The sequence below is a fragment of the Nesterenkonia suensis genome (assembly GCF_054782935.1).
Window position 1 is genome coordinate 24,109 of the sequence record NZ_BAAGRN010000023.1, and the last position, 16,992, is coordinate 41,100.

Sequence of the window (16,992 nt, forward strand, 5' to 3'; positions counted from 1 at the left end):
ATCTCTCTCCTCAATCGACAGGGGTGGCGGCGCGGCGGGGTCGAGCCTCGGTGCCGTCGTCGACGGCGACGCAGACCAGCGGCTCACGGGCGGCATCGTCGCTGACCAGGTGCAGCTGGGCGGTGAGCGTCTCCGCGGTGACCAGGTCACGGTGGTCCTGGAGCGCCTCGATGACCGACGACGGAGCCGTCACCGTGGTGCGGATCCGATCAGAGACCTGAAGGTCGGCCTCCTTGCGGGCCTGCTGGATGGAGCGGATCAGGTCCCGCGCCGTGCCCTCGGCGCGCAGGGCCGCGGTGAGGCGGGTGTCCAGCACGAGGAAGCCTCCCTCGCCACCGTCGAGCATGCCGTCGAGAACGGTCACCGCCTGATCAGCCAGATCATCGGAGACGGTGGTGCTCAGGGTGTACTCACCCTCCTGCAGGCGGAGCCCACCGGCGACGACGACGCCCTCGGAGACCGACCAGTCGCCGGACTTCGCTCCCTGGATGGCCTTCTGGACGTCCTTGCCCAGGCGGGGGCCGGCCGCCCGGGCGTTGACGACCAGCTGCTGACCGATCCCCCAGTCTTCCGCGGAGACCTCGGCGGCGTCGAGGAGCTCGACCTCCTTGATGTTGAGCTCCTCGGCGATGATCTGCTGATAGGTCCCCTCCAGCGCGCTGGCCTCGGGCACCACCACCGTCAGCTTCGCCACAGGCTGGCGCACCCGCAGCTTGGCGGACTTGCGCAGCGAGGACCCGGCGGAGGCGATGCCGCGGGTGAGGTCCATCAGCTCCACCGCACGCTCGTCGCGCAGATAGTCCTCGGGGTCCGGCCAGTCGGCCAGATGCACGGAGCGACCGCCGGTCAGACCGCGCCAGATCTCCTCACTGATCAGCGGCAGCAGCGGGGCTGCCACCCGGGCGAAGGTCTCCAAGGCGGTGCAGAGGACGTCATAGGCGGCGGTGTCCTCCTCGTAGAAGCGCTGACGGGACCGCCGGATGTACCAGTTGGTCAGCGTCTCCGAGAAGGAACGCAGGGCCTCGCAGGCGCCGGAGACGTCGTAGGCGTCGAGCGCGGCGGTCGCCTCCCGGACCAGGTCTCCCGTGGCGGCGAGGATGTACCGGTCCAGCGGGTTCAGCCGCTCAGCGTCGACGTCGGCGGCCGTGACCCGCTGCGCCTGGTAGCCGGTGCCGTGGTCGGCAGTGTTCGCATAGAGGGCGAAGAAGTGCCAGGCGTTCCACATCGGCAGCAGCACCTGGCGCACGCCCTCACGGATGCCCTCCTCGGTGACCACCAGGTTGCCGCCGCGCAGGATGGGAGAGCTCATCAGGAACCAGCGCATCGCATCCGAACCGTCACGGTCGAAGACCTCGTTGACGTCCGGGTAGTTCTGCAGCGACTTGGACATCTTCTGCCCGTCGGATCCCAGCACGATGCCGTGACTGATGACATTGGTGAACGCCGGCCGGTCGAACAGCGCGGTGGCCAGGATGTGCATGGTGTAGAACCAGCCGCGGGTCTGGCCGATGTACTCCACGATGAAGTCCGCCGGGTGGTGGTCCTCGAACCACTCGGCGTTCTCGAACGGGTAGTGCACCTGGGCGAACTGCATGGATCCGGAGTCGAACCAGACGTCGAGGACATCCGGCACGCGGACCATCTGCGACCTGCCGGTGGGGTCGTCCGGATTGGGGCGGGTGAGCTGATCGATCCAGGGCCGGTGCAGGTCCGGTTCGCCGGCGGCGTTGCGCGGGTAGTCCCCGAAGGCCTCCTTCATCTCCTCCAGCGACCCGTAGACCTCGGTGCGCGGGTAGGCGGGGTCGTCTGAGACCCACACCGGGATCGGGCTTCCCCAGTACCGGTTGCGCGAGATCGACCAGTCGCGGGCGTTCTCCAGCCACTTGCCGAACTGCCCATGCTTGACGTTGCCCGGGATCCAGTTGATCGCCTCGTTGTGCTCGAGCATGCGGTCCTTGAACTGGGTGACCGCCACGTACCAGGAGGTGACCGCCTTGTAGATCAGCGGGGTGCGGCAGCGCCAACAGTGCGGGTAGGAGTGCACGTAGGACTGTTCACGCACCAGTCGGCCGGCCTCCTTGAGCACGTTGATGATGGTGCGGTTGGCTTCGAAGACCTGCACCCCGGCGATCCCGGCCAGTGGGGTGTCCCCGGCAGGTGTGGGCTCGGCGAACAGCGACAGGAACTTCGCCCCCTCGTCGATGGAGAGGATCACCGGGATGCCGGCCTCCTCGGAGGACCGCTGGTCCTCCTCACCGTAGGCCGAGGCCTGATGGACCAGCCCGGTGCCGTCCGAAGTGGTCACGTAGTCCTCCACCAGTACGCGGAAGGCGTGCTGGGTGCCCCAGGCGTCGGCGTCGGCGTAGTAGTCCCACAGCGGCTGGTACTCCAGTCCCGCCAGCTCAGAGCCCAGATAGCGGGACACCACGGCGGCGGCGGCATGCTCGGCGGCGGTGCCGTCGTCGCCGTCGGTGAAGCCCAGATCCCTGGCATAGGCGCCTACGAGCTCGGCGGCCAGCAGGTGCCGACCCGGCTGCGGACCCTCGGCAGGTGCCTCGACGACGACATACTCCACCTCAGGGCCCACGGCCACGGAGAAGTTCGTCGGCAGGGTCCAAGGCGTGGTGGTCCAGGCCAGCAGGTTCACCCCCCGCAGAGTGTCACCGTGTTCGCCGCCGCCGGTGATGGGGAAGGTGACAGTCACCGACGGGTCCTGGCGCTCCTTGTAGACCTCGTCGTCCATGCGCAGCTCATGGTTGGACAGCGGGGTCTCGTCCTTCCAGCAGTAGGGCAGCACCCGGAAGCCCTGATACGTGAGGCCCTTCTCATGAAGCTGGGAGAAGGCCCAGATGACCGACTCCATGTATTCGACGTTGAGCGTCTTGTAGTCGTTCTCGAAGTCCACCCAGCGGGCCTGGCGGGTGACGTAGTTCTCCCACTCGGCGGTGTACTTCAGCACGGAGGCGCGGCAGGCGTCGTTGAAGGTGTCGATGCCCATGGCTTCGATCTCGGCCTTGTCGGTCATGCCGAGCTGCTTCATCGCCTCGAGCTCAGCGGGCAGACCGTGGGTGTCCCAGCCGAAGCGGCGCTCCACCCGGTGCCCACGCTGCGTCTGATACCGGGCGACCAGATCCTTCACATAGCCGGTCAGCAGGTGGCCGTAATGGGGCAGGCCGTTGGCGAAGGGCGGTCCGTCATAGAAGACGAACTCCCCGCCTCGGCCGCCGGAGGCGTCGGCGGACCGGTTGTCCACCGAAGCCTGGAAGGTGCTGTCCTCAGCCCAGCCGTTCAGGATGCGCTCTTCGATCTGCGGGAACTGCGGAGAGGCGGGCACCGTCTCCGAGGCGCCGGGCGCCGCCGTCGTGCGCGGGTACACGGGAGAAGAGTTCTGCTCGGTCATGGAGGTCCGTCCTGGGTGCTCAAGAACTGGTGGGCGTCTCGTTCTTCCGCAAGGACGCCTCGGCCGGAGCCGGACGCGGTACCACCTCGCTTGTCCACGTCCCTTCTCCGACGCAGGTGCCGGATCGACAGGGCCGAGGACCTCTCCATGACAGCTGTGACGGGCTGGTCCCGTCCGGTTCTACTGCGGCCTGACGATGTCGGGGCCGGTTCTTCCGGAAGCTCGCCGGTGATGGCCGGGTCGACGCTGCTGACCATATTCTACGGGATCATCCGGCACGGGTCCGAACCGACCGACCACGTGCCGCCGACGTCGGCGGAGAGCCCTTCCCGACCACCGACCGCGGGACTACGGTGGTGCCTGCTGGCGCAATCCGGTCCGTTGACAGAGGCGGAGGCCCCCATGGAGGTCACCTGGATCTCGGAGACCGCGGCCACGGAGGCCGTGCTGCTGCTCTGCGCCTTCGTGCTCTCCGCGGTCATCGGCATCGAACGGGAGGTCCGACTCAAGTCCGCCGGCGCCCGGACGCACATCCTGGTGGGGCTCGGCTCGGCCCTGTTCACCCTGGTCTCGGCCTATGGCTTCGGCCCTCTGCTCGGCGACGAGGTCATCCTGGACCCCTCGCGCATCGCCGCACAGATCGTCACCGGCATCGGATTCCTGGGAGCCGGCGTCATCTTCGTGCGGCAGAACATCGTCTCCGGGCTGACCACCGCCGCCTCGATCTGGGTGACCGCCGCGGTCGGCATGGCCTGTGGGGCAGGCATGCCGGTGATGGCCGGGCTCACCGTCGGGTTCTATCTGCTGGCGGTCACCCTGATCACCCGAGTGGCGCGCCGGCTGCCTCGGCACAGCCGCAGCCGGGTGTTCCAGATCCGCTACGCCGACGGTCGGGGTGTGCTGCGCGATGTGCTCGGCCGAGCCTCCGACCTCGGGTACGCCTCGGCACTGTCCCGCACCCGTCAGCTGGAGGAAGAGGACGAGCGCGTCGTCGAGGCCACGCTGCGCTTCACCCGTCATCAGGGCGTCAGCGAGGACGAGCTGTTCCGGTCGCTGTCCGAGATTGCCGGAGTGCGCGAAGTACGCTCCCTCCAGGAGGAGCACGACTGAGGCACCCGGGACGATCCCCCTGGCCAGCCGTCCACGTCACCGCGTTGCACCCAGAGGACGCCCAGGACGCCACCTCAATCGTCGAAACCATCTCTCCCCGGCCCCACCCGTAGCACATGTGCCCTCGAGCCGCCGACGACGCGGAAGGTCTTCCTGCGCTGCGGCCGGGACGACCCCACCGTTCCTCGGGGAGGACCTGCACGGCTGGGACGCGGCCGACGCCCCGGACCCCGGCCGTCACCTCCGACAGGAGGCTCGGACCGAGGGCCGAGGCGGCGGGCGTCTCAGCTCAGCGGCTCGACGGCATCTCAGCTCTGCTCGGGCTCGGCGAGGTCCACGTCGGAGACGGTGATCGCGTGGACGGCCTCGCCCTCCCCGACGAGCTCGATCGCCCGAGAGCGGGTGGCGGCCCGGATGTCGCCCAGCGCCGCCTCGATGTGACTCAGCGCTTCGTTCGGCCCGGTCACCCGGGCGGAGAGCACCTCGGTGCGCTGCTTGACCTGGGCCTCCGACTTCGCTCGACGCAGCCCGGCGAGCACCTCGGCCACCGAGGGCAGGATCGCTGCGTCACCGCGCACCGCCTCCAGCGTCTCGACAGTAGGCCATTCGGCACTGTGCACCGAACCCGGGCGCCACCAGCGCCACACCTCGTCGGTGGCGAAGGGCAGCACGGGAGCGAAGAGCCGCAGCACCGTGTCCAGGGTGGTGGCCAGCGCAGCACGCACCGAGGCCTGAGCCTCCTCACCCCGGGCGCCATAGGCGCGGTCCTTGACCAGTTCGACGTAGTCGTCGGTGAACCGCCAGAAGAAGGACTCCACCAGCTGCAGCGCCCGCGCATAGTCGTAGGACTCGAAGGCCGACGTCGCCTGGGCGACGACATCGTGCAGTTCGGCGATCAGCGCCCGGTCCAACGCCTCGGTGAGCACCTCGACGTCCTCAGCTCCGGTGACGATGTGCTCCTCAGTGACCCCGAGGTTCAGCGCGAACTTCGAGGCGTTGAGCAGCTTGATGGCCAGTCGTCGGCCGATCTTCATCTGCGCGACCTCATAGGCGGTGTCCGCGCCGAGCTTGGCCGAGGCCGCCCAGTAGCGGACGGCGTCGGAGCCGAACTGGTCAAGCACCTCGTCGGGGACCACCACGTTGCCCTTGGACTTCGACATCTTCTTCCGGTCGGGATCCAGGATCCAGCCGGAGATCGCCGCGTCGGTCCATGGGGCGGCGTCGTTGAGCGTGTGGGCCCGCACCACGGAGGAGAACAGCCAGGTGCGGATGATGTCATGGCCCTGCGGACGCAGATCGTAGGGGAAGACCTTGGCGAAGAACTCGTCGTCGTGGCTCCACCGACCGGCGATGTGCGGCGTCAGGGAGGAGGTGGCCCAGGTGTCGAACACGTCCGCCTCGCCCAGGAAGCCTCCCGGCTGTCCGCGCTGGGACTCTTCGAATCCCGGAGCCGTGTCGGTGGTCGGATCCACCGGAAGCTGCGACTCCTCGGGCAGCACCGGGTTGTCGTAATCGGGTTCGCCGTCGGCGTCGAGCGGGTACCAGACGGGGATCGGCACACCGAAGAACCGCTGACGGGAGATCAGCCAATCGCCGTTGAGGCCCTCGACCCAGTTCTCAAAGCGGGACCGCATGAATCCCGGGTGCCAGTCGATCTGGGCTCCCCGGCGCAGCAGCGCATCCCGGCGGTCCGCGTCACGCCCGCCGTTGCGGATGTACCACTGTCGGGAAGTGACGACCTCCAGGGGCTTGTCACCCTTCTCGTAGAAGTGCACCGCATGGGTGATCTTCTCCGGCTCACCGTCGAGCAGGTCGGCCGCGCGCAGCAGCTCCACCACGGCTTCCTTCGCCGAGTGGACGGTCTTGCCGGCAAGCTCCGCATAGTTCGCCCGGCCCTGCTCCGAGGTGATCCACTCCGGAGTCTCCCGGGACAGTCGGCCGTCCCGGCCGATCAGAGCCCGGGTGGGCAGCTGCAGCTCGCGCCACCAGGTGACATCGGTCATGTCGCCGAAGGTGCAGATCATCGCCGCCCCGGAGCCCTTCTCCGGATCGGCCAGGCGGTGGGACCTCACCTCGACGGCGACGTCGAACAGCGGTGAGGTCACCGTGGTGCCGAAGAGATGCTGGTACCGCTGGTCCTCCGGATGGGCGACGAGCGCGACGCAGGAGGGCAGCAGCTCCGGTCGGGTGGTCTCGATGAAGACCTTCTCCCCGTCGGCGGTGAAGAACGGATAGCGGTGGTAGGCTCCGGGCCGTTCCTTGGCCTCCAGCTCCGCCTGCGCGACGGCGGTCCGAAAGGTCACGTCCCACATGGTCGGGGCCAGGGCAGTGTAGGCATGGCCGTTGCGCACGTCACGGATGAACGCCCGTTGGGAGATCGCTCGGGTGCTGTCGTCGATGGTGCGGTAGGTCTGCGTCCAGTCCACAGAGAGTCCCAGACGGGCGAAGAGGTCCTCGAAGACCTTCTCGTCCTCCACTGTGAGCTTCTCGCACAGCTCGATGAAGTTGGGCCGGGAGATCACGTCCCAGTCCCGCTGGTTCTTCGCCGGTTTCTCCGGCGGGGTGTAGTCCGGGATGTAGGGCTTGGACGGATCGCATCGGACCCCGTAGTAGTTCTGCACGCGACGCTCGGTGGGCAGGCCGTTGTCGTCCCAGCCCAACGGGTAGAAGACGTTCTTTCCGTGCATCCGCTGGAACCGGGCCAGCACATCGGTCTGCGTGTAGGAGAACATGTGCCCCACGTGCAGCGAGCCGGAGGCGGTGGGCGGCGGGGTGTCGATCGAATAGACCGCAGAGCGCTCGGTGTCCTCCTGGAATCGGTACACCTGCTCCCGCTCCCAGGCGGCGGAGAGCTTGGCCTCCAGCCCTTCCAATGCCGGCCGGTCGGGCACCTGCGGAACCTTCACCGCCGGCGAGGCGGCCTCCGGAGCAGCCGTGGCCGCCTCGGGGGTGTCTGTGCGTCCGGTCTCGATGACGGGCGAGTCTGTGCCCAAGTTCTGTTCAGCCATGCCGCCCATTGTTCCATGGCTGCGGACCCCGCTGCGGACCCCGCTGCGGCGACCTCCACCATCTCAGCATGCGGGAGGGCCATGGTGACCCAGCGGGCTCCTCACTAGGCTGGTGTCATGATTCAGACCCAGTCCGCAGAGCCCCGCAGAGCCCTCGTCACCGGGGCCTCCTCCGGCATCGGAGCGGCCACCGCTCACCGTCTCACCACCGACGGCTGGCAGGTCTTCGCAGTGGCCCGCAGAGCGGAGAAGCTCGAGCACCTCGCCGAGCAGGAAGGCATCGTCCCGATCGTCTGCGACGTCACCGACCGTGAGCAGGTCGCCGAGGCACTGGCCCAGGTCAGCGCCGAGGGCGGGATCGACACGCTCATCAACAACGCCGGCGGCGCGCTCGGTGTCGAGCCGGTGGCGGAGGCCCGCGCGGACGACTGGGAGTGGATGTACCGCACCAACGTGCTCGGCACCTTGCAGATGACCCAGGCCTTCCTGCCGATGCTGCGCGCCCACGGTGAAGGGACCGTGCTGAACCTCACCTCCACCGCCGGCATCACCGCCTATGAGGGGGGCTCCGGATACAACGCCGCCAAGTTCGGCCAGCATGCCGTGACCTCGGCCCTGCGCCTGGAGGAGGCCGAGCACAACATCCGGGTCATCGAGGTCCTGCCCGGACTGGTCCAGACCGAAGAGTTCGCCGCCAAACGGCTGCGTGGGGACGCGGCCGCCGCCGACGCGATCTACCGGGGGGTGGCGAAGCCGCTCACCGCAGAGGACGTCGCCGAAGTCATCGCCCATGCGGTGAACCTGCCCCACCATGTGAACCTGGATCAGATCGTGATGCGACCGGTCGCGCAGGCCGCCCAGCACAAGCTCATCCGCACCAGCTGAGGGCCCGTGCTTCCATGCCGGCGCAGGGGCCCCTCCCCCGCGGTTCGGTCCAATCCTCACATGCGGGTCAGTCGAACACGGGCCGTTCCGTGCGACTGCGCTTGAGTTCGAAGAAGTGCGGATAGCTGGCCAGCGCCACCGAGGCGTCGAACAGCTTGCCGGCCTCCTCCCCCCGCGGAATGCGCGTGATCACCGGGCCGAAGAAGGCCGTGCCCTGGAAGGCCACGATCGGGGTGCCGACGTCCTGCCCCACCAGGGCGATTCCCCTGTCGTGCGAGGCCCGCATCGCCTCGTCCTCGGCGTCGGTCTTGGCGGTCTCCAGGATCGACTCCTCCAGGGAGAGCTCGCTCAATGCCGTGGCGGTCGCGTCGGCGAAGTCCTTGTTGTCCTGGTCGTGGATCTGTGTGCCCACCGCCGTGTAGAAGCGACCGACCGCCTCGTCACCGTGGAGGCGTTGCACGACCGTCGCCGCCCGCGAGGGGATCCACCGGGCCAGCTGCTCCTCGTCCTCGGCCGGCGAGGGGTTCTTCGCTTCGTTCAGCACGCCCAGGCTCATCACGTTCCACGTCACCTCGATGTCACGCACCTGCGCGACCTCCAGGATCCAGCGGGACGTCACCCAGGCGAAGGGGCACAGGGGGTCGAACCAGAAATCAACACGCTCAGCCATGGTCGGTTCCTCTCGGTCGGGATGTCTGCAGCGAGCGGCGGATCCGCCCGCAGCGCCACTTCCACCCATGCCCAACCCGGTCGGGCGCAGAGGAATTCCTGGCCCCGCGCTGCGCCGGTCGCAGGACTGTGGACCGGGCCGTTCAGAGGCGCTGGCCGGCCGGGACGTCCAGTCCGAGCAGCGCGTTCTCGACGACCTCCATCAGGGCCGGATGGACCCAGTACTGCCCACGCGCCACAGTGTGCGCATCCTGTCCGAAGCTCATGGCCTGGATGATCGGCTGAATGAGGTTGGAGGCCTGGTAGCCCATCGCGTGGGCCCCCAGGATGGCGCCGTCGCGCCGGTCGGCGATGATCTTGAAGATCCCGTGCGAGTCCTCCATGGCCCAGCCATAGGCGGTGTCGCCGTAGTTCTGCACCTTCACGGTCAGGTGAGCCGCACCGAGGCGTTCGGCGGCCTGCGGCTCGGTGAGTCCCACCTGAGCCAGCTCCGGGTGGGAGAACACGGCGGAGGGGATCGCATGCTGCCGGGTGGAGCGCAGGTCCTGCGGATTCTCCAGATTGTGGGACACCACCCTCGCCTCGTGGTTGGCGACGTGCTTCAGCTGGGGCTCCGAGCTGATGTCCCCCAGCGCGTAGAGACCCTCGACCGGGCTCCCCGACGAGAGCACCCGCTGGTGCTGGTCGACCACGATCCGACCGTCTTCGTGCAGATCGAGCCCGGCCTCGGCCGCGCCGAGCAGGTCGGTGTTGGGCCGCCGGCCGATGGCGAGGAGCACGATGTCGACCTCGTGGTCCTCGTGGCGGCCGTCGGCGGTGACCAGCTGGGCCGTGACACCTGCTGGTCCGCCGTGTCCCTCCGGGTCACGGGCGACGACGGCGCCCAGGGTGCGTTCGTAGAGCACCGTCCGGCTGCTCTCAGCCTCGGCGGAGTAGGCGCTCGCCAAGTCGGGGTCCAGTGCCGACATCAGGCCCACGCTGCGGTTGACCTGGATGACCTCGCTGCCCAGCCCGGAGAAGATTCCCGCGAACTCGCAGGCGATGTAGCCGCCGCCGACGATGAGCACCCGTCGCGGGAGCTCCTCGAGGCGCATCACGGAGTCCGAGGTGTGCACCTGGGGCAGATCGACACCGGGGATGTCTGGCAGCACAGGGCGTGATCCTGCGGCGATGACCAGCTGGTCGGCGGTGACCTCTGTGCCGGCGGCCGAGACGAAGGACTTCGGCCCGGTGAGAGTCACCTGCTCCTCGAGCAGGGTCACATGGTCGAGTTCGACATCACGATAGTGGCGGCCGGCCGCGGAGATGGCGTCCACTCGGGCGAAGACCCGGTCTCGGATCGCGGGCCAGTCCGTGCTCTCGACCCGCAGGTCCACACCGAGGCGACCGGCCTCGTCACGACTGTGCGCCAGGGCCGCGGGACGGACGAACATCTTGGTGGGGATGCAGCCGACATTGAGACAGGTGCCGCCGAAGGCCGCGGTGCCGCCGGCCCCCCGGTCGGCCAGGACTACGGGGCGTGAGTCCCAATGTGGAGTGATGAGCGAGTTTCCGGAGCCGGAGCCGATGATGGCGAGATCAGGGGTGAGCGAGGAGCCCTGCGCGGAGTCGGTCATCCCCTCATCCTAGGCGGCCGACTCGTCGTCAGCGTCGGCTGGCGGCAGAGATGTCGTGGCCCGCGGAGTGCACAGATGCCTCCGCGGCGGATTCCGAAGGGCGGATTCTGAGGAATAGGCCCTGGCAGACCATACTGGGCCACGACGGTGTCGGCCCAGCCCGACCGCCGTCCTCGTCCCCCGATCCGCCCCGTTGCGAAGGAGAGGCCCATGATCTTCATCGTCGTGAAGTTCCAGGTCAAGCCGGAGAAGGCCGACCAGTGGCCGGAGATCACCCGAGAGTTCACCGAGGCGACCCGCGCCGAGCCCGGCAACAAGTGGTTCGAGTGGTCCCGCAGCGTCGACGACCCGAACGAGTATGTGCTGGTCGAGGCCTTCGACGATGACGCGGCCACCGCCCACGTCACCAGCGCCCACTTCCAGGAGGCCACCGCCGAGGGCGGCGCCATGCACCAGGCCCTGGCGTCGACGCCGAAGATCATCTCGCGGACGATCGACGGCGACGGCTGGGACGAGATGGGCGAGATGGCCGTCGACTGAGCAGCGGCACCTCAGCGGCACCTCAGCGACGCAGCCTGAATGCTCGGAGCCCCGACATACCCCGACGTCCCGGGACGTCGCCACCACAAACCTGCAGGGAGTCCCTATGATGGAACGCGTGCAGATCATGAGCGTGTCCAGCTTGAAAGGCGGGGTCGGGAAGACCTCGGTCACCATGGGGTTGGCGTCTGCCGCCCTGCAACGAGGGGTCAGGACTCTGGTCATCGACCTCGACCCGCACGCTGACTCCACCACAGGCCTTGCGGTCTCCCGCGGGGCCGGCACGGAGGCGGGTCAGCTGCTCAAGGACGCCCGCCGGACGCGGGTCTCCGAGCATGTGGTCCGTTCGGGCTGGCTCGACCTGCTGCCGGAGGAGCTGCGCGCCGACGCCAGGCTCGACGTCGTCGTCGGCTCAGCCCTCTCGGCCACTTTCGACCGACCGGACATCCGCCCTCGGGACATGCGGCGGCTGCGCACTCTGCTGACCGGCCTGACCGGCTACGACTTGGTCCTGGTGGACTGCCCGCCCTCGCTGGCCGGACTGACGCGCATCGCCTGGGCCGCGTCGAACCAGGTCCTCCTGGTCGCCGAGCCGAGCCTGTTCTCCGTAGCCGGCACCGAACGTACCATGCGGGCCATCCGCCTGTTTTCGAACGAGTACGCACCGCAGCTGAAGTCCGCCGGGGTGGTGGTCAACCGGGCCCGGGCCGATTCCACTGAGCATGAGTACCGGCTGCTGGAGATGGAACGTCTCTACCAGGACAAGCTCATGCTCCCGGTGCTGGAGGAGAACGCCTTCTGGCAGCAGATCCAGGGGGCCGCCTACCCGGTGCACCAGTGGCCCGGAGACCAGGCTCGAGACCTGGCCACCTCCTTCGACGAGCTCCTCAAACAGCTGATCTGATCCCCGTCGGTCCCCAGCCGCCCCTCTCGGGCGTCCTGCGTGCCGCAGGATGAGATGCCGAAGGGCCCGATGACCCGCGCGGGTCATCGGGCCCTTCGGCATCTCATCCGTGAACTGACGCCCTCAGCACATCAGCACCGCCAGCATGGCACCCTGGACGTGTGCCAGGGGGCGCTTCGACCTGGCCGCCGCCGGCTCAGGACGCCTGGGACCGCCGACGTGCTCGCATCTTGGCCAGTTCGTCCTGCTGGCTGAAGGCCGCCAGCTCCGGCTGGTTCGGCTGATCGGCGGCCGGCACGGCCTCCTCGGCGTCGGACCGCTCACGCGGCAGTTCCGCGAGGCTGCCCTCGACTTCGCGCCAGACCCGACCGACTGCGATGCCGAACACCCCCTGGCCGCCCTGGACCAGGTCGATGACTTCGTCGGCGGAGGTGCATTCATACACGGAGGCACCGTCGGACATCAGAGTGATCTGGGCGAGGTCCTCGACACCACGTTCACGCAGATGTTCGATGGCGCTGCGGATCTGCTGCAGGGAGACACCGGTGTCGAGGAGTCGTTTGACGACTTTGAGCACCAGGATGTCTCGGAAAGAATAGAGGCGCGCCGACCCCGAGCCGGCGGCGTTGCGCAACGACGGCTGCACAAGCTTGGTGCGCGCCCAGTAGTCCAGCTGCCGGTAAGTGATCCCGGCGGCCGCGCAGGCGATGGGGCCGCGATATCCCAGCTCCTCGTCGAGGTCCGGCAGACCATCATCGAACAGGCGTTGCTGCAGCGCGGGCTGCGGGGTAGCACGGTGTGCACCCTCCTGGGCTCTGCTCTGCGCCCGCTGCTCGTCGGCGCGAGATTCACGACTCACGTATACCCTCCTCGGTGCGGCCCCGCCGGGGGAAGTTCGTCGTCCCCGGACCACCCCTGACGGTGAGGGCCGAGCGAGTCCGGACGACGCATGCGGAAACCTTCTTCCTCGACGGTAGAACGGCGACAGCCGGGGGTCAAAGACATCCGGTCCCGCCGCTTGGCGTGTCGCCGGATGAGCCTGTCGCCATCGTCAGCGCAACCGGGCATCGCGCACACTCTACTCCCCTCGGTGTCCGGGCGCACGACCTGGTCACTCAGGAATTGGTCTCTCCGAAGTCCTCGGGCTCTGCCCCGTCGAGGAACTTCTGGAACTCCTTGATCTCATCCGCTGAGATCGGGCCCCGTTTGGCCACATCGGCGGCCTCCGGGCTGGTGCCCAGGGGGGCAGCAGGGGGCTTGGCACCGGTTCCGCCACCGCCGCCCGCGGCCCCAGGCGCGTCACCGCCGCCGTCAGCGGTGCGATACCGCGGTGTCACCGCCACCGCGCGCAGGGTGGACTCGGCCATCGTGATCCGGGAGCCGGTCCGCACAGCCACGGCGATCGCGTCCGAGGCCCGGGAGTCCAATACTTCACCGCTGTGCAGATGAATGGTGCCGTAGTAGGTGGAACTGTCGAGCAGCCCGATCTCGATGAACTCCACTCCGGCAGCGAGACTGGTGAGGGCGTCCACCAGCAGGTCATGGGTCATCGGCCGCGGCGGCGACTGGCCGTCCATCCCCATGGAGATCGCGGTGGCCTCGGAGGTGCCCACCATGATGGCCACGTGGAGGTCTTCGGTGCCGGGCTCCGCACCGCGGAGCATCACCACGGGCTGGTGGGAGGGCACCTCGATGCGAACTCCCACCACGTCGAGTCGGATCTGCCGCTGTGTCATCGGACTGCGACCTCCCCAGTTCCGGTGCACGTCGCCTATTCGTTCGTGCGCGAGGTCTCGCGCACGACGACCGTGCCCTTCCATAGTCACCGGCACGGGGAGCTGTTGTCCAGACCTGCCCGCACGTCAGAGTCTGCCGATCCGTGCGAATCCCTGAAGATCCCAGGCGATCCCGGTCAGGGCGGCTCGGAGGGCACAGCGCACGCCGGGCGTGCGGCCCTCAGTCCTTGTCGAGCGACTCGACGGCTGAATCCATCATCGAGGAGCGCAGGTCCTTCAGAGACTGCAGCATCTCCTTGGAGGACTCCGCGACGCGGGCCCGGGCCGCGGCATCCTTGCGGGCGGCGTAGGGAGCCATCGCCCGACCGATCAGATCGAGCTCGTTGTCCGCGGAGCGTCGGATGTTGACCAGATGCTTGGGCTCAAGTCCGTAGCGTGCCAGCACGCGCACGGCCTTCACGGCTTTGAGGTCGTGATGACTGTAGGTGCCGTCCGCATCCGCGCGGATGATCCGAAACTTCTCGAGCGTGTCGAGCATCCCTCGAGTGGCGCCGGACTGGGCTCGCAGCTCCTGCCGTGTCAGCGGGCGGATCCTCCCGGTGATCTGCGCCGCCATCTCGGTGGTGACCTCACGAGGCCCCACAGGGGCGGCCTCCGGCAGATCCTCGGGCTGTTCGCCCGAGTCGAGGGCGTCCATCGTCTTCTTGATGACGTCCAGCGGCATGTAGCGGTCGCGCTGGAGCGCCAGGATGAAGCGCAGGCGCTCGACGTCGGCGGCGCAGTACTTCCGGTACCCCGAGGGTGTCCGTGCCGGTTCGACCAGATCTCGCTCCTCGAGGAAGCGGAGTTTCGAGGCGGTGAGATCCGGAAAGTCCTTCTGCAGCTCCCGCAGGACCTCGGAGATCGTGAAGACATGCGTGGTCGCCGGATCGACGTCCTCAGCAGACGCCTTGGGCTTCCTCATGGGTGAGACACTCACGGCACATCCTCTTTCGAGTTCTGGGGAAGGAGAGAGAACAGCCTCAGGATAACCTGTTCAGCAGCAAACCCGGCTCATTTGCTTCCGGCGTAGTACGTGAGCCGGAACTTGCCGATCTGCACCTCGTCGCCGGCCTTCAACGTATAGCGGTCCACCCGATCATGATTGACATAGGTACCGTTGAGGCTGCCCAGGTCCTCCAGCTCGAACCCGCCGTCAGCCCTCGTGAAGGTCAGATGCCGACGCGAGACGGTGACGTCGTCGAGGAGGATCTCCGCCTCCGGATGACGGCCCACGGTGGTGACGTCCTTGTCGAGGAGGAAGCGGGCACCCTGGTTCGCCCCGGAGTGCGCCACGAGCAGGGCCGAACCGCGTGGCAGGGCCGCGATGGCCTGGCGGTCGTCCTCCGTCAGCCGCGGCGGCACGGGCCGTCCGTCAGCCGGCGGCAGCGAGATGCTCGTGGTCTCGGCGATGTTCTCGCGCTCTTCTGATGCGCCAGACGTCGTGGACACGGCGACCTCCCTTCCCTTCAGCGGTCTCGTCTCAGCCTACCTGGCTTTCGTAGTCTTCGGCAGAGAGCAGCGCGTCGAGATCCGCCGAGTCCGCCAGCTTGACCTCGAACAGCCATCCTCCGCCGTACGGGTCATTGTTGACCGCGCCGGGGTCAGCCTCCAGCGCCTCGTTGACGGCGACCACCTCACCGGAGACCGGGGCGTAGATGTCCGAGACCGACTTGGTGGACTCGACCTCACCGACGACGTCCCCGGCGGAGACGATGCTGCCGGTCTCGGGGTGCTCCACGTAGACGACGTCGCCCAGCGCGTCCTGGGCGAAGTCGGTGATGCCGACACGGACCACACCGTCGGTGTCCGTGGTGGCGATCCATTCGTGCTCGGCGCTGTACTTCAGCTCGGCTGGGATGGTGCTCATGTTCAACTCCGCTCATCATCGGGCAGGTCCCCTCGGCGCCTCACCGGCGATCGAGGCAGACGATCGAGGCAGACGATCCATGGACAACTTAGCACCTGTTCCGGGCCAGGTCAGCCGAGGATCCCCTCAATTCGAGCACGCAGCACGGCATTCGTGCGGTCCCGCGCGTCGAGCTTCGGCAGGACCGTGGTGATGTGGTCCTTCACCGCGCCCTCGGCGAGGTGCACCGGCTCGGCGATCTGCCGGTTCGCACCTCCTCTCGGCGACCAGTCGGAGCACCTCCACCTCCCGCAGGGCCAGCTCCTGGATCGGGGCGGCGGTCTCGCCGTCAGGGCCATGTCCCTTCCGGAGGGCCCCCAGCAGCCGACGCAGCAGCCACAGGCGGTCATGACGCGGCATGCGCAGGTCCAGGGGACCACATCAGGTGCGGTCCGCAGGATCTCCTCCCGCCTCTGGGCCCCGTCGGACGCCTCGGCCCCGTCGGACACCTCAGGCGCCTCGGCGACCACGATGACCCCGGCCAGATCCAGCAGTGTGCGGATGCCGTGCCGCACCAAGGCCTGGTCGTCAGTGACGCCGACGCCGGGATGACCAGTCCGGGACACCCCGGACCGGTCATGCCGCTGGCCCCGGTCCAGGTGATCGCCGCCTCGGCCCCGTCGACGAACTCCGCCAGGGCGATCAGGCTGATCACCTTCTTCGCGATGAGAGCACTGGGCGAACTCTTCGGCGGCATGGCGAACCTGCCGGGCATCCTCACGGCGGTTCGACAGCGTGGCGGCGGCCCGTCGTCTGGGATTCGCGGACTCATGGCGAGTCCTCCCCCATGGTGGATCGCTGAGGTCTCCGCACCGCGGGACCCTCGTCTTGTCATGAGTTTATTTATCAGTTATATTTTTACTGCGGCTTCATCGTGTCGCAGCTCACAGCCATGCTGTGGCCTGCGTCGGCCGCCGACTCCCCTCGTCGCCGGGACACACCTGCACGACCTTCCCCTGGAAAGGACCAGCACTTGAGCACTGACACTCTCGCCACCGCCCCAGAGACTCAGGTCCTCGGCGTCGACCCGGAGTGGTGGCGTCAGGCCGCCGTCTACCAGATCTACCCCCGCAGCTTCGCCGACGCCGACGGCAACGGCATCGGCGACCTGGCCGGCATCACCTCCCGGGTCCCCTACCTGCAGAACCTCGGCATCGACGCCGTCTGGCTCAGCCC

The 16,992-nt window shown here is 68.1% G+C and carries 15 protein-coding genes; 5 read left to right on the forward strand and 10 right to left on the reverse strand.

Annotation, left to right across the window (positions count from 1 at the left end; genetic code table 11):
* Positions 1 to 10 precede the first annotated feature (10 nt).
* Positions 11 to 3,400, reverse strand: a complete 3,390-nt coding sequence (ileS, locus tag ACYVKI_RS13240; protein WP_460690831.1) for an isoleucine--tRNA ligase — start codon at positions 3,398 to 3,400, stop codon at positions 11 to 13.
* A 402-nt stretch (positions 3,401 to 3,802) separates the two neighbouring features.
* Between ileS and ACYVKI_RS13245 the strand changes: the two genes are divergently transcribed.
* Positions 3,803 to 4,510: an MgtC/SapB family protein gene (locus tag ACYVKI_RS13245; protein ID WP_460690832.1), complete on the forward strand. Its 708-nt coding sequence runs from the start codon at positions 3,803 to 3,805 to the stop codon at positions 4,508 to 4,510.
* Positions 4,511 to 4,818: 308 nt separating this feature from the next.
* On the opposite strand, the gene valS is transcribed toward ACYVKI_RS13245, so the two are convergent.
* The gene (gene valS / locus ACYVKI_RS13250; protein WP_460690833.1) at positions 4,819 to 7,518 is read right to left on the reverse strand and encodes a valine--tRNA ligase; all 2,700 of its coding nucleotides are present in this window, start codon (positions 7,516 to 7,518) and stop codon (positions 4,819 to 4,821) included.
* Between the two features lie 117 nt (positions 7,519 to 7,635).
* Between valS and ACYVKI_RS13255 the strand changes: the two genes are divergently transcribed.
* On the forward strand, positions 7,636 to 8,403 hold the full coding sequence (locus ACYVKI_RS13255; RefSeq protein WP_460690834.1) for an SDR family oxidoreductase: 768 nt from the start codon (positions 7,636 to 7,638) through the stop codon (positions 8,401 to 8,403).
* Between the two features lie 67 nt (positions 8,404 to 8,470).
* On the opposite strand, the gene ACYVKI_RS13260 is transcribed toward ACYVKI_RS13255, so the two are convergent.
* A complete protein-coding gene (locus ACYVKI_RS13260) occupies positions 8,471 to 9,073 on the reverse strand; it encodes a mycothiol-dependent nitroreductase Rv2466c family protein (protein WP_460690835.1) in 603 nt (200 codons plus the stop codon).
* Between the two features lie 142 nt (positions 9,074 to 9,215).
* Positions 9,216 to 10,688, reverse strand: a complete 1,473-nt coding sequence (locus tag ACYVKI_RS13265) for a mycothione reductase (RefSeq protein ID WP_460690836.1) — start codon at positions 10,686 to 10,688, stop codon at positions 9,216 to 9,218.
* A gap of 210 nt (positions 10,689 to 10,898) precedes the next feature.
* Between ACYVKI_RS13265 and ACYVKI_RS13270 the strand changes: the two genes are divergently transcribed.
* Together ACYVKI_RS13270 and ACYVKI_RS13275 are read left to right on the forward strand one after the other, a co-directional pair.
* Entirely contained in the window at positions 10,899 to 11,228 is a 330-nt protein-coding gene (locus tag ACYVKI_RS13270; RefSeq protein WP_460690837.1) for a putative quinol monooxygenase, read from the forward strand.
* Between the two features lie 118 nt (positions 11,229 to 11,346).
* Positions 11,347 to 12,132 carry a ParA family protein gene (locus ACYVKI_RS13275; RefSeq protein WP_460690838.1) on the forward strand — a complete coding sequence of 262 codons (786 nt, stop codon included), beginning with the start codon at positions 11,347 to 11,349 and terminating at the stop codon, positions 12,130 to 12,132.
* A 196-nt stretch (positions 12,133 to 12,328) separates the two neighbouring features.
* Here the strand turns inward: ACYVKI_RS13275 and ACYVKI_RS13280 are convergent, their stop codons facing one another.
* The 6 genes from ACYVKI_RS13280 to ACYVKI_RS13305 form a co-directional block, all read right to left on the reverse strand.
* Positions 12,329 to 12,907 (reverse strand): MerR family transcriptional regulator, encoded by a 579-nt coding sequence (locus ACYVKI_RS13280; protein ID WP_460690844.1) that lies wholly within the window; start codon positions 12,905 to 12,907, stop codon positions 12,329 to 12,331.
* A 340-nt stretch (positions 12,908 to 13,247) separates the two neighbouring features.
* On the reverse strand, positions 13,248 to 13,868 hold the full coding sequence (locus tag ACYVKI_RS13285; RefSeq protein ID WP_460690839.1) for a bifunctional nuclease family protein: 621 nt from the start codon (positions 13,866 to 13,868) through the stop codon (positions 13,248 to 13,250).
* 220 nt (positions 13,869 to 14,088) lie between these two features.
* Positions 14,089 to 14,832: a transcriptional regulator FtsR gene (gene ftsR / locus ACYVKI_RS13290; protein WP_460690840.1), complete on the reverse strand. Its 744-nt coding sequence runs from the start codon at positions 14,830 to 14,832 to the stop codon at positions 14,089 to 14,091.
* Between the two features lie 89 nt (positions 14,833 to 14,921).
* The gene (locus ACYVKI_RS13295) at positions 14,922 to 15,359 is read right to left on the reverse strand and encodes an FHA domain-containing protein (protein ID WP_460690841.1); all 438 of its coding nucleotides are present in this window, start codon (positions 15,357 to 15,359) and stop codon (positions 14,922 to 14,924) included.
* A 31-nt stretch (positions 15,360 to 15,390) separates the two neighbouring features.
* Positions 15,391 to 15,777, reverse strand: a complete 387-nt coding sequence (gene gcvH, locus ACYVKI_RS13300) for a glycine cleavage system protein GcvH (protein WP_460690842.1) — start codon at positions 15,775 to 15,777, stop codon at positions 15,391 to 15,393.
* A gap of 110 nt (positions 15,778 to 15,887) precedes the next feature.
* The gene (locus ACYVKI_RS13305) at positions 15,888 to 16,166 is read right to left on the reverse strand and encodes a LuxR C-terminal-related transcriptional regulator (protein WP_460690845.1); all 279 of its coding nucleotides are present in this window, start codon (positions 16,164 to 16,166) and stop codon (positions 15,888 to 15,890) included.
* A 542-nt stretch (positions 16,167 to 16,708) separates the two neighbouring features.
* On the opposite strand from ACYVKI_RS13305, the gene ACYVKI_RS13310 reads away from it, so the two are divergent.
* The coding region (locus tag ACYVKI_RS13310; protein WP_460690846.1) for an alpha-amylase family glycosyl hydrolase at positions 16,709 to 16,992 on the forward strand (284 nt) is incomplete at its 3' end.